Genomic DNA, 17166 nt, shown 5'->3' with positions numbered 1-17166 from the left:
CACTCATTTCGCTCACAGTCCATAAAAAGGTGTAAATAAAGGTGTACATATCGAAAGACACATATCATTCATAATATGAAAGAAAGAAAAGTAAGAAGAGTAAGCAATGAACACTGCAGCACGAGTACGATCGGGGTTGGTTATATCCGTTTTATCGCTTAATGCTTTTCTTTTAACAAGCTGTAGATTTGGCGTAAGCCTATATCTTTTAATACATGTCGACTTATCTCACGCAGCGCTTAACGCAGTGTCCGTAGCACTTATGACCTGCATAGCAGCAACGCTTGGCGGAATTATTGCAGATAAATATCCACCAACTAGATTGTTTATAGCGCTAACATTCTGCTTTGCCTTGTTGTGTACTGGATACGGTTTCGCTCTAGTAGCACAGCATAATCTTATTGCGATTACGGTTACACTACTCGGCATAATATTCGGGTTCTTTACTGCATTTTCTTCGCCTAATCAAAAAGTATTGATGGCATATAGCGTACCAACTGGCGAAAAAACCAAGTTTTTAGCAAGCATGCGTATGTGGATTAATCTCAGCAGGCTTGCTGCACCTGCGATTACTGGCATATTTGTTGATATATGTAATCCGCTCATTTTCTTTACGAGCATTGCTATTGTGATGATATTAGCGGCGCTACCTCTACTGTTAGTTAATCTAAACCAGCAAGCACAAAATAGCTCAAACAATACGAAGACAGGAAGCAATAAAACTGCTGGTTTTGCAGCCTCTCTACACTATATGAAATCTACACCATGGTTAATAGTCTTAGGAGTAGTATCCGCATTACAATCAGGCTCATGGCTTGCTGCATTCAGACTAATGGGAGCACACCATTGTCTCACACTTTTTCATTCAGCATCCACTTGGGGATCAATAGTCAGCATATTTAACATTGGCATGATTGTAGGTTCGCTATTATGCAAATACATTGTGCTACATTATGAGATTTTATACTCTATTTTATTACCTGGATTCCTTTCTATTCCTTTACTTATTTTTGCACTCAATAATTGGATTACTCTTTTTCTTTGCTCTGCTTTCATTGCAGGTATTATTTTTGACGCCACTATTGTCTATGGGCAAACAGCTCTTCTCGACGGCATACCAACACACATTCTCGGCGCAACTACTACTTTTACTTCTATTATGGAGCAATGCGGCATTATCGTAGGGTATGCAAGCGTACTAGCATGGGGAAATCTAAATTCATCATTATTCATAATGATTGCTTCTGGCGTAATACTTGTTTCAACAGGTATAGCCTTATGGATTATTCAAGCTCGTAAACAAACATACCCATCAATGCTTACCAAAGATTATTGGACACCATCAACATGGGTAAAAAGAAGCATATAACAAGCTATTTAGCGCGAAAGCACAATAAAGCTATACAAATGCAATTACATCACAGGACAATTAGTTTGCACATCCTGTTGGAATCCTGACGGATCTCCTAGTTTTGCTTTACGCATGTGCTCTTTGAAAAAGTTTCTCGTTGCATCATCACAACGATCTGGACCCATAAACGGCATGCTAGGCACTTTTTCGAGCTCACGCAAAGCTTTACTTGCCGCTTGTTCATCACTAGCATACGTATCTAGCCATTGCCGCTCCCAAGCACACTGATAATAATTAGATGCTTGCGTATCACCATATCCACTCTGGAACTGGCTGTCTTTTTCTTCTCCAACCAAGTTTGCAGGAGCTTTATATTTTTCAGGCCAACTAAGCTTTGCAACGGACTCCTGGTATTCCTTCTCTATATGAGCAAAATCAACAGTCTCTCTAGGTGAACTATTTTGCGAGCGCGCGCCACCCATACCACTCGCATTATTGTTGCCTATTCCTCCACACGCATTAAACATAAGAAGCGCACTAAGCACACCAACAATAAGAGTTGCTTTACCAATATTATGATTATTCATTATTCCTTCTTTCTTATTTTTTGAAAATTAACGCAATGCTAATGCTGGTTGTAAACGCGATGCTTTTATTGCTGGCACCGCACTTCCAGCAAGCGCTGTAATAAAAGCCGCAATAACAGCTCCAATAGCGGCTTCATATGGGTAAACTGGCGGACTAACTGGGCTTGCTGCATCCCAAAAACTTGATGCTATAGACACAAGGCCAAAAGAAACAGCAACAGCAGCAATCGAAACTATCAGCGCTAAAATAATCGCGCTGCCTAACACGAGTGAAGCAATCGACCATCTAGTAGCACCCAAAGCTCTGCGTATAAGCAGTTCATGTGTGCGCTGCTCCAACGATGCTAAACCAATATTGATTAAACCTAGCGCGGAAACAAAAAGCAATAATGCTGCTACGATAGCAAAACTTAATTGCAATACTGTTATAACATTCTCGTAATCATCACTATTATCATGTCTTCTAATTTCGTTTACTTGTCCACCACAACAGTCGTAAAGAGCATCTGAAACATAAGATTTAATTGATTTTTGAGAACGATTTTCTTTATTCAACCAGTAGATTGAGCCTTGAGACGATTTTCCAGAATATTCCCAAAGAGTTGGAGCATAACGTAATAATCCTAGAATATTCACGTATACTTTTGCTGAGTCTACACCATCGTTCACAACTCCAACAATCCTTATAGGACTCATTTGTGTTGTTTTGCGAGAAGTAATAAATGCTACTTCACCAATCTTGTATCTTTTGCTGGCAGATTGGTTTACTACCATTTCTAATGCGTTGCTTTTATCGCTATTACTAAACCATCTTCCACTTACAATAGGTAAGTTATAAACTTTGTTGTATCCTGCCGTAGTGTAAACAGCGTCAGTATATTGAAGATTGCCAGTCTTATATTCTTTGCTTATTTTTACACTCTTCGAGGCTGGCATAGAAGCGCTAAACAGTAGTCCAGTGTTTGGTTGTAGCATAACGTTAGCGTTACGGTTTGCGGATTCAATGCGATTTAAGAATTTGTTAAATACTGAATATTCGTCAAAATTTTGTGCTGAAAAAGTAATCTCGTATGTTGGTCTACGACCGTTTAGCTGTTCGTTAGTTGCAATAAGATAGTCCTTACCAACCGTGCCGATAAGCACTGACGCAATAACGGCAATGATGCCTATAAACATTGAAAAACCTGTGAGGAAGGATCTCATAGGAGACAGGCGCAAATCTTTAAGCAGCATGATCATAAAGAACACCGCCTTCCATAGTAAAAATGTGAGAGCAAGAACGAGCCACTTTCATATCATGAGTGACTAATAGTAATGTTGTTCCAGATTCTTGAACACGATCATGCAACACTTGAAGCACTTTTTCTCCCGTACTACTATCGAGCGCACCAGTTGGCTCATCGCAAATAAGTAATTCGGGATTAGTGACGAGAGCACGCGCTATCGCGACTCTCTGCTGTTCACCGCCTGATAGCCTTCCAGGGTATTCGTTTAGTTTATCTTGCAATCCAACATCACATAATGCTTCTTCTATCGTTTTTCTTCTTGTCTGCTTGCTTTGTTGTAGTCCTGCGTATAAAAGCGGCAACTCAACATTTTCTCTAATACTTAAATGCTTAATAAGCGAATAGTTTTGAAAAACAAAACCAATATTTCGAGCGCGCATATGCGATACTGTATTATCACTACACTTTTGGATTGACTTGCCAGAATAATAGTATTTTCCAGTAAAATTTTTATTCAAAAATCCAATAATAGAAATAAGACTCGTTTTGCCAGATCCAGACCTGCCAACTACCGCGTATGTTTCACCTTGATTAAGTAACATAGAAGCAGAGCTAACAGTGGTAAGCCATTCGCCATTGCCTAGTTTTACACGCGCTGACACGTCTTGTAGTTCAACCAGTGGAACAGGATTGTTCTCCATAATCATTGCACTCCTGGAATGAGATCAGGAGAAACACCTGCTACAACATCACCCTCATTCAAGCCAGACGTAATTTCAATATTAGCGCCGTCACTGATTCCAAGACCAACTTCTTTGCGCTCCCAATTATCGCCTTTCTTGTATGAGACTAAGCCTTTTTGGACTCTTCCAGCAACCGCACTAACGGGCAGTGTTAGAACTGATTGTTTATGCTTGCCATTAAAAACAAGCGTCGCATTTTGACCTGATTCTACTTCTGCGCTTTTATCTATTAAACACGTTAAAACTTTTGACGATACACTAGGTGCACTTTGCAAACTCGACTCATCTGTTTGAGTCGAATCAGCACTATCATTCTTGCTACTACCCGAGGCTGCAATATCGGTAGAAGTTCCACCGCTTTGTACTATTTGCAAACAATTGGTTGGCCCAACACCATCTTCAACTTGGAAGCGACCTTTAACATCTGTAATATCCGCAGAACGAAGTAAAGATTTTGCATTAAGGCTTATTGAAAAACCTTCATATTTAAGAGTGAATAGTGGGAAAGATTTAGGCACGTCCGCAGATGATTCAGCTACTGACACAACTTTAGCGTCTACGGGAGCAATAATTTTGTTACCAGCATTGTAGCCTAGAACACTTCCAGCTTTTACAGTACTGCCTGCTTTTACCGATGGAGAAAAATTCCCTCTACTTACAGCAGTAATAACAAAGGTAGACGATTGCTCTATTGCTGCTTTACCCGACACAACTTGTGTTAAAGGCTGTTTTTTGACTGAAACAAGTGGAACTGAATCGTGTTGTGCCTGCTGTTGACTATTATCAACTGCTCTACCAGAGCATGCAGTAAGCAAACACACTGGCAGAGCAGCAAGCAAGAGTACTTTCGTAAACTTACGCATGACACAAATCTCCTTACTCGCCAAACTCGTAGACACATAGGATGCGTCGAAACGAGTCTCTCAAACTGATCCAAAATAAATAAAGTGCTTGATAATGCTACGATTAACGCTTTTATGATTGACACTTTATTGAGGATTTCAGCTTTTGCTTAATAGCCTATAATCGCCGTAAAGAGTTTGCATCACACTAAATGATGATTTTATTTATGATTCTTGGAACTTGCGTAGTACCAGAGAATGATTTGTTCTGCATAGAGTTTATACACTACTAAGCGACTTACTTGTGCATAGCCGCAACCACATTGTGATTAAATCACTAAACTTTAAGCGAACTTATTCGCTGCGGAGTAACCCCCGTAAGCTCCAAGCAACTACCTTTATACAATCTGCTTTGTAAAGGTTTTCCTAGACAAGATATTCATCATACAAATTCAAGTACTATTATTACTTAAATAATGCTTTTCTAAAGGAGCAATATGATAGCAAAGCATATTACTGTTGGCATTGTTGATGATGATTGTTTTTGTCTACACGGCCTAAAAACATATATTGAACAGGTTGTTCCGTCCTGCAGTATTTGCTGGTTATCCGCGTACGCCGATCAAGCAATTCAGTTTTGTCAAAATCAATGCCCAGACGTGCTACTAATTGACATGTATATGTCTGGTGTTTCGGGAATTAAAATATTATACGAATTGCGAAGAAGATACTCACTCCCAATAATAATTGCTATAACTTCATTCCCTATCAACGATTATGCTTTAAAAGCATCAACAGCAGGCGCACAAGGCATTATTGGAAAGAACCACCCAGAAACTATTTGCGCCATGCTTAGCAGTATTGCCCATGGCACATTCAAGCCACAAATAATAGGCGATCTTCATTTTGACGACACGACGACAGCATTTCAACGTCTGCAAAATAAACCAAAAAATGGACGCCTTGCTTTAACGGATCATGAGACTGAAATTGTAAAGTTGTGCAGTAAAGGAATGACTAATGCGCAAATCGCCAAACGTTTATTTGTTGAAACTTGTACTGTGGAAACTATCCTTCGTCGCGTATTCAAAAAGTTGAATGTAACGAATCGTTCACAACTTATTACTACATGGCTGCATGATGAATATTTAGGAAATGATACACAATGATTATTTTCTTAATGCGTCGTTTACGAGAAAAGCTTATTGACAATAAAACATTTTTACTATTGGGATGTTTGTCGAGCGCAATGGATGCATATATTTACTCAAATAGCGACAATAGCACAATACAACTTGTTATAGTTTACATGATTCTTGCTGCTATAAATCTGTTTCTTTGCTTGCTCCCGCATTTTATGAGCATGTGCTATATTTTTGTACATCTCAGCATTCTTGTTATTCCTAGTCTGAATCTTCCACCAGTAACTTTCGGGCTCATCATATCATTTGTTTTTATTTCGTATTTATATCCGATTCAATTTACACTACCTTTATTCTTAGTAATAGATGCATTACACTACGTTGCATACCGATACCTATCAACTTTATCTTTCAAGTATCTTATTGCTTACCTTTTAATAAATATATTTTGCGTTTGCACTGGTATTATTTTGCGCATTTCTCACCAAAAAATGGTTCTTTATGAAAAAGATAAGCAAACAATTAATAATCTTCATCTGGCTGTGCGAATGCACGATAGATTAACTAATAAGATTGCAGATATTGCACTACAAAGTAAAATAGCATTACTTGACAAGTCTATTTCTAAAAAGCAGCGAGAAGCTATTGAGGCAATAAATGATTTGGCAGATCAGGCTTTTGAAGAAGGACATAATATTATCGACATTCTACGTGGAAATACTGCTAAGCAAGATGCTCGAAGCGAGTTCATTCAGCACATTGAAGATACGCTACAAATGAACGACTCAATCAATACATCTTGTGGATTAAAAGGAAGATCAATATGCAATATATCTAGTAACGATATTCCTGAAGACATTAGCAATGAAATCATCTGTGAAGTTATTGAATTAATCGAAGAACTATATTTGAACATGCGAAAATATGCTTCTTTAGTTTATTACATCAGAATTTCGATACGTAAAAAACAAATTGTTATAAAACAGTTCAATGTTAGATTTTTGGGCGGGAAAAGTAAAGATGCAATTCGCTCAGTATCTCAAAAAGGACTTCTACTTCATCGCGATATCATAAAGCATTTAGGCGGTTCACTCTATCTTCGAGCCTTTGGTAAGTATTGGGAATGTAATGCAGTTATTCCTTTCAAAAATGAACATAACTGTATAGATAGCATGGCTTACTGATTCAGTTTAAAAGATTAATGAATCTTAAGCAGTTTTAGATAGTAATTATTTGTAAAGGTTTTCCTAGACAAGATATTGTTTACCTTTTAGCACGCCATTAATTTATAAGTTGTAAAGGTTTGATATACACAATTATTTTCTTTTATTAGAAAGAGAAGAATATGAGTAATTTAGAAGATACAAAAGCACAAATTCCATCCGTATTTTGGACAATAGCCAATGGTGTATTTCTTGCTAGCGGAATTGCGCTGATTGTAATGCGTAATGATTATCTATGGGGAGTACCTCAAATTATCGCTGGATTATTTGGTCTTGCAACCATGTTTCTCATTAAAAAACCGTGGTGCGCGCAACTATATTTTATAGTATCTTCACTGGCCGTAATAGCAAATGGACTTATGGAAATATTCGGCATAATCCACGGATCTGGATACGGTTATGTTCCGCTGATTATTGGCATAATTGTGCTTCTATTTATAGGCCTTGATAAGGATGAAAGTTCAAAAGCTCTTGGAATTGCCAAGAATAAATAAAAGCATTAGACTGCGATTTTAACTTAAAAAAATATCGCAATTTTCAAAGGTCAAGTTGTAGCCACGCATCCTACGACTTGACCTTCACTTATTTATTCGCTATTGATTTGTTTTGCATAGAGTTTATACACTACTGAGCAACTTACTTGCGCATAGCCGCAACCGCATTGATTTGAATCACTAAGATTTAAGCGAACTTATTCGCTGCGGAGTAACCCCCGTAAGCTCTGCAACATCACGAACCGTCAATCCCTGATTCCTTAGTATACGAACTGTTTCACGCATAAGCATAGATGCTTCTTGCTGAGTTTTTATAGCTGCAGATTTTGCATCTAGCATGCGCTGAAGCATAAGCTCATCTTGCTCACTAAGTTTCGGAATTACTTTCACGCCATTGACTTTAACATTTAAAGTTGCAGCAGCATCTTTTACCATTGCTGCAACCTGATCCAGCCTACGCACTTGAGTAAACAATCCTGGTATTTCCGGCACTTCTATAGCCCACCAGTCATCGCATCTGCGAGCTATAGCGGTCACCATTTGCAAACAAGTCGTTGCATTATCATGCTCAGTGGCACTCATTGATTGAGTCTTTTCTCCAACTCTTTTCGCTTCACACATATAAGTATATGCCTATTTATCAATTAAGTAAATAGGCATTGCATACAAAATCAGCACAATGAAGCTATAAAGCACACATGACGCTTCTTCACTCAGCCATTGCCAAGACTAAAGCATATTGCATTAAGTCACCGCTTAAGACTGTCTTCGTTAAGCAAAAAATCGAATAGATCCATGGTGACTACCCCACGATTATCTCTTGTAGCATGCAATCCATTTTTCGTAACTACTATCTTTTTGAAAGAATTATCAATATAGTAAAGCGAGCGCTTTTCTTGCAATGATTTTTCTTCCGTCGTCATAGCGAGCGCAGATTGTATATAATATTTTTCACTTCCCAAAGTAGCAATAAAATCTATTTCCAAAGATTTTTGCGCATAAATATCATGGTTATTTTTATCTTTTCGACCAGTATTTTCAGCAATATTCATTTCGCCAATATCCACGTTATATCCGCGATATCTTAACTCGTTGTATATAACATTTTCCATAATATGCGACTCTTCGATTTGCCTAAAATTAAGCAAAGCGTTGCGTACTCCAATGTCTTCAAAGTAAATCTTGAACAAGGAATCAATGTATTTTTTGCCCTTAATATTGTACTTTTGAGCTTTGCTTACAAGAAAAGCATCACTGTAGTAGTCTATAAAACGACTAACAGTTGCTGAAGTAATTTCTCCATATCCGTGGCTAATAAACGTGTTAGAAAGTTTCCTTGGGTTAACAGGAGCGCCTATTGACGAAGCTATTACTTGCAAAGTTTCAAAAAGCGCCTGCTCTTTTCGCACGCCGTTTCGCTGAACTACATCTTTCAAATAAGTTTCTTTAACAAGATTTTCAAGGTATTTTATTTGTTCCTCAACATTTTGCATTCTAGCTACAAGCGGTATCCCGCCAGCAACAATGTAATCTGCCCAAGATTCCGAAACCGTTTTGCTAGAACTTTCCATGTATTCAGCAAAAGTAAGAGGTTGAACGTGAACTTCTGTGCTCCTCCCCTTAAATTCAGTAACAATGTCCGATGAAAGAAAACGGGAGTTAGATCCAGTAACATATATGTCTAAATTTGCATGCCTTAAGTAACTGTTAAGTGTGCCAACAAAATTATCAAGCAATTGCACTTCGTCGAGGAAAATGTAAAACTTGTCGCTATCATTTATTTGCGATGCAATGTAGCGACGGAACACTTTAGCATTGATAACGTAGCCAAGTTTTTTATCTGCGATTTTTACCGGTTCGCCATTTGCAAATGGCTCAAGACGATCAATATCTTCATCTGCATCAAAGGCAAACCGAATAATATTATTCTGCAAAACACCTTGAGAAATAAGAGAATTATAGAACAGCTCATTAAGAATGAACGATTTTCCTGCTCTGCGCACACCAGTAATGATTTTAACCAGGCCATTCCAACTAAGCTGGTTCAGTTTCTTTATGTACCTTTGACGATTGAAAATCATTCGCATTCCTTTTCTTTCCACTTCTATCTTCAATTTAGCAAAGTACTTTGGGTTTTGCAAGATAGAATTAGCGAAAATGGTGCATATTTGGCAATTCTATCTGATATTTTCCAAAGTACTTTGGGTTTTGCAAGATAGACGATAGAAAAATAGAAAAATAGAAAAATCAACAATAAGAGACATGCGTATTAAAAAAAATGCGCTGACGCTTTGACTCATCTTCAAATCCTCTAGATGTTGTTAATAAAGACGAAGTCAATGCATCAGCGCTATCAAGTTATCAAGCTATCAAACCATCTACCTCAATGCTCTATGAGCTTGATTAAAGAACTCATACTCGTAAATGCATGAAGTCATATATACTTGAGCAGCAAGAATTCGAGCCTTTGGTCCAGCTTCCTCAAAAGCTCTCTCAACAAATTTAACTGCCATTCTTACTCCTGACTCAAAATCATGAGAAGAATACATTGAAATCCAATCATAATATGGGTTTTCAGGAGTATTATTTTTGACTAAAATTTGCCCCACTTCTTCATAAAGCCAATAGCATGGCAATATGGACGCAGCTCCAATCACGTAGTCTTCGGCCATTGTAGAAGCAAGCAAGTGATTTACGTAAGCTAATGTTACTGGAGAGCAAGGCGCATCAATGCTTATATTTCTACTTCCAAGCCAATCTCTGTGCAACTGCGATTCTGCTTCTATACACATAGCTGCACCCGTAGCCCAATGCACTCTAGCTTCATTATCTGGCGTTTTAGCTCCAACAGCAGCAAGCGCGCGAGAATAGCGCTTCAAGTATTCGGAATCTTGACTTATGTAGAAAGCAAACAAGTCGGAGTCAAGCGTTCCATTGCCTAAAGCCTTAATAAATGGCATTTTCATAATGTTGTTATCAACATCTGCGCTAGCATCCCATAACGCTTGAGTCCAAGGGCCACAAGGCTCCACATTTGGCTTTCTAGCCTTGCTATGAGCTTTTACGACTACGCTTTGCGCAGTTAATCCGTCTAAGCCACTAGTTTGCATATGCTCCCAAGGAGTTGACGAAGAATCTAATTCCAAACGATAATTACGAGCCGCATGATTCACAGGCCCATGACCTTTGCCAACATGCAAATCTTTACCGCAAGCAATAGCTTCGTTAAGCCATCTTGACGACCATGCTAAAGCATCCGCTACAGTACTGTAATCGCTTAGCTTCTTTCCTTCTCGCAACGCTAATCCTATGCGCGTAGCGAGCGAAGAAGATAGCGAGCAGCCAGTACCATGCGTTGTTGTTGTATCAACTCGATGGCAAGGAACGTGCACTCTGTGGCCATCTGGGAACACAACAGTATTCCCAGCATCTTCGCTTGTTAAGTGGCCGCCTTTAACAATAACAATAGTATTGTTTTTTGCACTCCACTCGCTTGCTTGAGCATAAGCTTCTTCAAAATTAGATGCAGGCTGTTTATCGCATAATACTGCGAGCTCAGGTATGTTTGGCGTAATAACATCCGCAAGAGGCGCAAATTCACGCATTGCGTCTTCTGCAGACTTTTCAAGCAACCTATCTCCCGAAGTTGCTACCATCACTGGGTCTAACACAACAACAGGAACAGGATGATTCTTAAGCCAATCTTGAACTAGACTAATATATGATTTATCTCCAAGCATGCCGATTTTTACAGCATCAATAGTTACGTCATCAAATACTGCTTCTAATTGCGCTTGTAAAAACTCGGTTGGAGGAGTGTAAACTTCTCGCACACCGCAAGTGTTTTGAGCAACCAAATTAGTTGTTACACACATTGCGAATCCATGAGATGCTGTGATTGATTTTAGATCAGCTTGAATTCCAGCTCCACCTGTTGGATCAGTTCCAGCAATGCTTAATACGCGTGGAATAATCGGGTCTTCTAAAGATGGCAAAGAAGATGGCCTTAGGCTTGAATCATATAATTTAGAAATTGATTGCAAAGGTGCTTGAGTTTGCGAAAACTGATTATTCATTATTTTTATTCCTTCGTAATAGCATCGCGTAATTTGTGCGCTTCTTCGCAAGGATTTTGCGCAAGCATTAGAGCAGATACTACGCATAAACCATCTATTGAAGTGCTTTTAATAGGGAACACGGTATTTTCGTTAACGCCGCCAATTCCGAGCGTACTAATGCCGATTTCTTTAGCGCGTTTAGCAATCTTTTCTACTCCTTCAACACCTAAAGCAGGAGCGGCGTCTGGCTTAGTGGCAGTAGGCCAAATCGGACCTATTCCAATAACATCTGGTAATGCCACATTTTCTTTAGCACATTCGTTATAAACGTAATCTAACTGTTCTAACTTTTCTATAGAAAGTCCAACCATCCATTCTGCAGGAATAGACTTACGCGCTTCAATATAAGGCGTATCTGTTTGACCAACATGCAAGTTGAGTCCTAAGCTTTTAGCGCAATCTATACGATCATCAACAAAAATCGGCACGTCTCCGCAACCATTAGCAAGCATTTTGTCTCGCAAGCTTTGAGCTTTATTGTTAAAAGTTTCGCTATCTGCGTACTTATCGCGCAATTGGACTACGCTTGCTCCACCTTTAACGCAATCAACTGCAATATCTTCTTCGGCTCGATCGCTCATCTTTGGGTCTGTTATAAAGTATAGAGACCAATCAACAGGGTCGAGTTCAAATTCAATATTCGCTAGTTTCAGCATCTCGTCTGCGCTCAAATCCATAAGCGCGTCCATCCATAATGTTCTAAATGACCCTGGCGATGTTGAACGTTGTGCTGCCCAAGTTCCTGCTGCAGCAGCGTGTACGTGAGCGGCAACTGTTGCTGCAAAAGGTCGATTTCGATTTGCTCCAACGTATGCTGCCACCAATGCTCCAAGAGAGCAGCCCGTGCCGACTACTTTCGTCATTATTTCGTGACCGCCCGAGACTCGTGCCGAGCATCCGTGACCATAAATAGCGTCTTTTTCGCCAGAAATAGCCACTACCGAGCCATAGAGTTTAACTAGCTTCTTAGCTGCTGCAACTGCCGAATCAACCGAATCTCCAGCATCTACGCCTTTACCGCCGCTTTCTTCTCCAGCTAAGCCTAAGATTTCGGAAGCGTTTGCACGAATTACAGTAGGATGACTTTTAACAATTTCGCGCGCGTATTGCGTGCGTGGAGCTAAACCACCAACTGCAACTGGGTCAAGAACCCATGGAGTGTGCGCTTTTACAGCTCCGCGAATCGCAGCATCCATAGATTCTTTGTCGACTGGCCTGTATGTTCCAATGTTTACTAATACACCAGATGCGATTTGAGCAAAGACTTCAGCTTCTTCTGCATCTACGACCATTGCTGGCGATGCTCCAGCAGCTAGTAGAACGTTTGCAGTTATTTCTTGAACAACATTATTCGTTACGCAATGTGTTAGCGGATTTTTTGCGCGTAAAGCTTCGATGCATTCACGTACATCTTGCATGAATTGCTTGCAACGAGCATTAGTTGAGAATTCACTATTTTTAGAGCACGACACAGTAGTCATGATTTTCCCTTCGCTAGTACTAACTAGATCAGGTTCAACGGGTATAATCTCAGCGCTTATGCGCACCCCGAACCCATATTTGACTATATATGTTCGTTATGACGTTATTTACACGCGCGACGACCTACCTTTTCGCTTAGAGCGTAGCGCGAAAATGTAAATCGGAGCGCTGAGCCGCTTAGCGTAGAAGCACGGTGTGCTTCTACGGCGGCGAAGACGTGAGCGGGCTTAGACCGCGCGAACGAGGACCTTCCATGTAGTGCGTTTATATAACGACACGACGTAAATCAAGTACAATCGCACTACAAGAATATGAACGTGTTCAACTATTAAACGTGTTAAGCATTAAAAAAAAAGCGGGGAACAATCAAGTTCCCCGCTAGAAGAATAATGCGGCAGCGTGTTAGTCTCCCACACCCTATCGAGTGCAGTACCCTCACCGTATCAGGCCTTAGCTTCCGGGTTCGGAATGGGACCGGGCGTCTCACCTGAGCCATGACCACCGCAAAACTAGATTATACACTCGCCTTAAGCGAGCGGCAAGCTGGCGGTTTGGGAACCGGACATGAACGCGAGCAACAAGAAGAACAATCATCAAAATCAACAACTTAACCATAAAATGACCGTTTAACACTCCATACTATCTAAGAGAATTAAACGATAAGCAATACAAGTAGTATCACAATCGCCCATTAGTACTGGTCAGCTCCACCCCTTACAGGGCTTCCACATCCAGCCTATCAACCACGTGTTCTACATGGGGGCTCACACACAAAGTGCAAGGAATGCTAATCTTGGAGCAGGCTTCCCGCTTAGATGCTTTCAGCGGTTATCCCTTCCAAACGTAGCTAACCGGCAGCGCCACTGGCGTGACGACCGGCATACCAGAGGTTCGTCCACCCAGGTCCTCTCGTACTATGGGCAGGTCTCCTCAACATTCCAACGAGCGCAGAGGATAGAGACCAAACTGTCTCACGACGTTCTGAACCCAGCTCGCGTGCCGCTTTAATCGGCGAACAGCCGAACCCTTGGGACCTGCTCCAGCCCCAGGATGCGACGAGCCGACATCGAGGTGCCAAACCATCCCGTCGATATGGACTCTTGGGAATGATCAGCCTGTTATCCCCGGGGTACCTTTTATCCGTTGAGCGATGCCACGTCCGTACGCCGGCACCGGATCACTATCTCCGACTTTCGTCCCTGCTCGACCCGTCAGTCTCACAGTCAAGCCCGCTTGTGCGATTACACTCAACACCCGATTGCCAACCGGGCTGAGCGGACCATTGAGCGCCTCCGTTACTCTTTAGGAGGCAACCGCCCCAGTTAAACTACCCGCCAGGCACTGTCCCTAACACGGATAACGTGTCGAGGTTAGACGCCAGATATGGAAAGAGCGGTATTTCACTTATCGACTCCACGCAAGCTAGCGCCCACGCTTCACAGCCTCCCGCCTATGCTACACGATCCACACCTAACGACAATACCAAGGTATAGTAAAGGTCCCGGGGTCTTTTCGTCCTTCTGCGCTTAACGAGCATCTTTACTCGTACTGCAATTTCGCCGGGCTCCTGGCCGAGACAGTGGGGAAGTCGTTACGCCATTCGTGCAGGTCGGAACTTACCCGACAAGGAATTTCGCTACCTTAGGATGGTTATAGTTACCACCGCCGTTTACCGGGGCTTAAATTCACCGCTTCGCCAAAGCTAACGGATCCTCTTAACCTTCCGGCACCGGGCAGGCGTCAGAGCGTATACAGCGGCTTACGCCTTCGCACGCTCCTGTGTTTTTGGTAAACAGTCGCTACCCCCTAGCTTGTGCCACCCCCAACAGCTCCGCTTGTAAAAAACATCACCATCAAGGGTCTCCCTTATGCCGAAGGCACGGGAGTAATTTGCCGAGTTCCTTGGCCAGGATTCGCCCGATCGCTTCGGTATACTCTACCAGACCACCAGTGTCGGTTTAGGGTACGAGCGGAATCACACCTCACGTTGAAGCTTTTCTCGGCAAGCAGGATCACCGGAATCAGCCATACGGCCTACCCATCACGCCTCAGCTTAACATCCCCCGGATTTACCTAGGAGACAGCCCACACGCTTAGCCACGGAAAACCACCTCCGCAGCCGGCTACCTACCCGCGTCACTCCCACGCTAACCTACTACCGATACGCTCCCAACACTAAACCAGAAGAAAACCCCGAAAGGCAATCAACCAGAATAACGAAGGTTAGTACTCTCAGATTCAGTTCGAACGGTGTAACACCGGTACGGGAATATCAACCCGTTCATCCATTCGACTACGCCTGTCGGCCTCGCCTTAGGACTCGACTCACCCGGGGACGACGAACGTGGCCCCGGAACCCTTAGTCATTCAGCGGACAGGATTCACACCTGTCTCTCGCTACTCATGTCTGCATTCTCACTCCCGTATAGTCCACGACAAGTTCACACTGCCGCTTCACCCCATACAGGACGCTCTCCTACCCCGCGTGAAAAAATCACGCAGCCGCGTCTTCGGTGGCGTGCTTAAGCCCCGCTACATTGTCGGCGCGGAACCACTAGACCAGTGAGCTGTTACGCACTCTTTCAAGGATGGCTGCTTCTGAGCCAACCTCCTGGCTGTCTATGCGACTCCACATCCTTTCCCACTTAGCACGCGCTTCGGGACCTTAGACGACGATCAGGGCTGTTTCCCTTTTGACGACGGAGCTTATCCCCCGCCGACTCACTGCCATGATAAACCTAACAGGTATTCGGAGTTTGGCTGCTATTAGTACCCGGTATGGGCCCGCAAGCATCCAGTAGCTCTACCCCCTGTAAGCAATAACATGACGCTGCACCTAAATGCATTTCGGAGAGAACCAGCTATCACGGAATTTGATTGGCCTTTCACCCCTAACCCCAAGTCATCCCCCCAGTTTTCAACCTAGGTGGGTTCGGTCCTCCACACGGTCTTACCCGCGCTTCAACCTGCTCAGGGCTAGATCATCCCGCTTCGGGTCCAGGACATGCGACTAAAACGCCTTTTAAAACTCGCTTTCGCTACGGCTCCCCCACCCGGGTTAGCCTCGCCACATACCACTGACTCGCAGACTCATTTTTCGATAGGCACGCCGTCACCCCACAAGAAGGCTCCGACGGATTGTAAGCGCACGGTTTCAGGAACTATTTCACTCCCCTCCCGGGGTGCTTTTCACCTTTCCCTCACGGTACTAGTACACTATCGGTCAGACAGGAATACTTAGGCTTACCCAACGGTCTGGGCAGATTCACGCGGGATTCCACGAGGCCCGCGCTACTTGGGAATAAACATAAAGAGACATCGCACGACCTGCTACGGGGCCATCACCCTCTACGGCTGGGAATTCAATCCCATTCACATAACACGACGTTTTATCACTCTCCTCAACCCCGTCAGAGGCTGAACAGTCAATCCCACGACCCCGAATACGCAACACCTGACGGTTATCACACGTACTCGGTTTAGCCTGATCCGCTTTCGCTCGCCACTACTCACGGAGTATCCTTTCCTGCAGGTACTGAGATGTTTCACTTCCCTGCGTACCCCCCACAAAAACTGTGGTGACCACCCATAACAGTGGCCGGGTCTCCCCATTCGGAAATCCTCGGATCAAAGCCCACTCGGCAGCTCCCCGAGGCATATCGCAGCCCGTCACGTCCTTCATCGGTCCTGTCTACCAAGGCATCCACCATACGCCCTTACCAGTGATACACCAGTAAAAAGCCTATCGCTTAACTCTCTAGACAATAAATCATCACACTAAACGATCACAAAACGATCAAGCGACTCCACCAAAATGGAGCCGGTTGAAATTGATAAAAGTAAAAACAAGCAAAACCAAAAATAGTCTCACTATTCTTACTCGCGTCCACTATCCAGTTCTCAAACCACCAAACACCAAGAACACAAGCCAAAAACAATAAAGCCTCAACCTGTAATC

General features: G+C 42.4%; 12 protein-coding genes, 2 rRNA genes and 1 riboswitch. Of the genes, 4 read left to right on the top strand and 10 right to left on the bottom strand.

The window, feature by feature from the left end; all coding sequences use genetic code 11:
* Positions 1–106 precede the first annotated feature (106 nt).
* Complete coding sequence (locus tag HXT23_RS00140) at positions 107–1369, top strand: MFS transporter (protein ID WP_032816878.1); 1263 nt, start codon at positions 107–109, stop codon at positions 1367–1369.
* Between the two features lie 44 nt (positions 1370–1413).
* Here HXT23_RS00140 and HXT23_RS00135 read toward each other — a convergent pair whose 3' ends face one another.
* Genes HXT23_RS00135 through HXT23_RS00120 form a run of 4 tightly spaced genes read right to left on the bottom strand, consistent with a single transcriptional unit; the run spans position 1414 to position 4770 of the window.
* The gene (locus HXT23_RS00135; protein WP_016636350.1) at positions 1414–1938 is read right to left on the bottom strand and encodes a hypothetical protein; all 525 of its coding nucleotides are present in this window, start codon (positions 1936–1938) and stop codon (positions 1414–1416) included.
* Between the two features lie 27 nt (positions 1939–1965).
* Positions 1966–3177, bottom strand: a complete 1212-nt coding sequence (locus tag HXT23_RS00130; protein ID WP_016636351.1) for an ABC transporter permease — start codon at positions 3175–3177, stop codon at positions 1966–1968.
* Positions 3161–3871, bottom strand: coding sequence for an ABC transporter ATP-binding protein (locus HXT23_RS00125; protein WP_016636352.1), 711 nt, complete (start codon positions 3869–3871; stop codon positions 3161–3163). Before HXT23_RS00125 ends, HXT23_RS00130 begins: the two co-directional genes overlap by 17 nt.
* Positions 3868–4770: an efflux RND transporter periplasmic adaptor subunit gene (locus HXT23_RS00120; protein ID WP_020757016.1), complete on the bottom strand. Its 903-nt coding sequence runs from the start codon at positions 4768–4770 to the stop codon at positions 3868–3870. The genes HXT23_RS00125 and HXT23_RS00120 overlap by 4 nt, the downstream gene beginning before the upstream one ends.
* Positions 4771–5246: 476 nt before the next feature.
* Between HXT23_RS00120 and HXT23_RS00115 the strand changes: the two genes are divergently transcribed.
* From HXT23_RS00115 to HXT23_RS00105, 3 genes are all read left to right on the top strand, one after another.
* Entirely contained in the window at positions 5247–5918 is a 672-nt protein-coding gene (locus HXT23_RS00115) for a response regulator transcription factor (RefSeq protein ID WP_020761671.1), read from the top strand.
* Positions 5915–7075, top strand: a complete 1161-nt coding sequence (locus HXT23_RS00110; RefSeq protein ID WP_422112859.1) for a histidine kinase — start codon at positions 5915–5917, stop codon at positions 7073–7075. Before HXT23_RS00115 ends, HXT23_RS00110 begins: the two co-directional genes overlap by 4 nt.
* Before the next feature lie 161 nt (positions 7076–7236).
* Entirely contained in the window at positions 7237–7608 is a 372-nt protein-coding gene (locus HXT23_RS00105) for a hypothetical protein (protein WP_004112863.1), read from the top strand.
* A gap of 180 nt (positions 7609–7788) precedes the next feature.
* On the opposite strand, the gene HXT23_RS00100 is transcribed toward HXT23_RS00105, so the two are convergent.
* From HXT23_RS00100 to HXT23_RS00075, 6 genes are all read right to left on the bottom strand, one after another.
* Positions 7789–8190 (bottom strand): XRE family transcriptional regulator, encoded by a 402-nt coding sequence (locus tag HXT23_RS00100; protein ID WP_162862735.1) that lies wholly within the window; start codon positions 8188–8190, stop codon positions 7789–7791.
* 167 nt (positions 8191–8357) lie between these two features.
* Positions 8358–9689, bottom strand: coding sequence for an ATP-binding protein (locus HXT23_RS00095; protein ID WP_032813134.1), 1332 nt, complete (start codon positions 9687–9689; stop codon positions 8358–8360).
* 297 nt (positions 9690–9986) lie between these two features.
* Positions 9987–11684 (bottom strand): bifunctional hydroxymethylpyrimidine kinase/phosphomethylpyrimidine kinase, encoded by a 1698-nt coding sequence (locus HXT23_RS00090; RefSeq protein ID WP_422112858.1) that lies wholly within the window; start codon positions 11682–11684, stop codon positions 9987–9989.
* Positions 11685–11689: 5 nt separating this feature from the next.
* A complete protein-coding gene (gene thiM, locus HXT23_RS00085) occupies positions 11690–13207 on the bottom strand; it encodes a hydroxyethylthiazole kinase (protein WP_422112857.1) in 1518 nt (505 codons plus the stop codon).
* A riboswitch (TPP riboswitch) is annotated at positions 13196–13287 on the bottom strand. (Overlaps the previous gene by 12 nt.)
* A gap of 310 nt (positions 13288–13597) precedes the next feature.
* A 5S ribosomal RNA gene (rrf, locus tag HXT23_RS00080) occupies positions 13598–13714 on the bottom strand.
* A 166-nt stretch (positions 13715–13880) separates the two neighbouring features.
* Positions 13881–16938 (bottom strand): 23S ribosomal RNA (locus HXT23_RS00075).
* Positions 16939–17166 lie beyond the last annotated feature (228 nt).

Origin of the sequence: Gardnerella sp. DNF00257 (genome assembly GCF_049262745.1) — a bacterium.
Classification (GTDB): domain Bacteria; phylum Actinomycetota; class Actinomycetes; order Actinomycetales; family Bifidobacteriaceae; genus Bifidobacterium; species Bifidobacterium piotii.
The sequence above is the reverse complement of the archived record's forward strand: the minus strand, read 5'-3'. Positions and strand labels throughout refer to the sequence as shown.

What these genes read in the sequence shown, in the direction of transcription:
- HXT23_RS00110 (WP_422112859.1), top strand. Translation starts at nt 5,915, where the DNA reads ATGATTATTTTCTTAATGCGTCGTTTACGAGAAAAGCTTATTGACAAT.
- HXT23_RS00135 (WP_016636350.1), bottom strand. Translation starts at nt 1,938, where the DNA reads ATGAATAATCATAATATTGGTAAAGCAACTCTTATTGTTGGTGTGCTT.
- HXT23_RS00140 (WP_032816878.1), top strand. Translation starts at nt 107, where the DNA reads ATGAACACTGCAGCACGAGTACGATCGGGGTTGGTTATATCCGTTTTA.
- HXT23_RS00125 (WP_016636352.1), bottom strand. Translation starts at nt 3,871, where the DNA reads ATGATTATGGAGAACAATCCTGTTCCACTGGTTGAACTACAAGACGTG.
- HXT23_RS00095 (WP_032813134.1), bottom strand. Translation starts at nt 9,689, where the DNA reads ATGATTTTCAATCGTCAAAGGTACATAAAGAAACTGAACCAGCTTAGT.
- HXT23_RS00105 (WP_004112863.1), top strand. Translation starts at nt 7,237, where the DNA reads ATGAGTAATTTAGAAGATACAAAAGCACAAATTCCATCCGTATTTTGG.
- HXT23_RS00115 (WP_020761671.1), top strand. Translation starts at nt 5,247, where the DNA reads ATGATAGCAAAGCATATTACTGTTGGCATTGTTGATGATGATTGTTTT.
- HXT23_RS00120 (WP_020757016.1), bottom strand. Translation starts at nt 4,770, where the DNA reads ATGCGTAAGTTTACGAAAGTACTCTTGCTTGCTGCTCTGCCAGTGTGT.
- HXT23_RS00090 (WP_422112858.1), bottom strand. Translation starts at nt 11,684, where the DNA reads ATGAATAATCAGTTTTCGCAAACTCAAGCACCTTTGCAATCAATTTCT.
- HXT23_RS00100 (WP_162862735.1), bottom strand. Translation starts at nt 8,190, where the DNA reads ATGAGTGCCACTGAGCATGATAATGCAACGACTTGTTTGCAAATGGTG.
- HXT23_RS00130 (WP_016636351.1), bottom strand. Translation starts at nt 3,177, where the DNA reads ATGATCATGCTGCTTAAAGATTTGCGCCTGTCTCCTATGAGATCCTTC.
- thiM (WP_422112857.1), bottom strand. Translation starts at nt 13,207, where the DNA reads ATGACTACTGTGTCGTGCTCTAAAAATAGTGAATTCTCAACTAATGCT.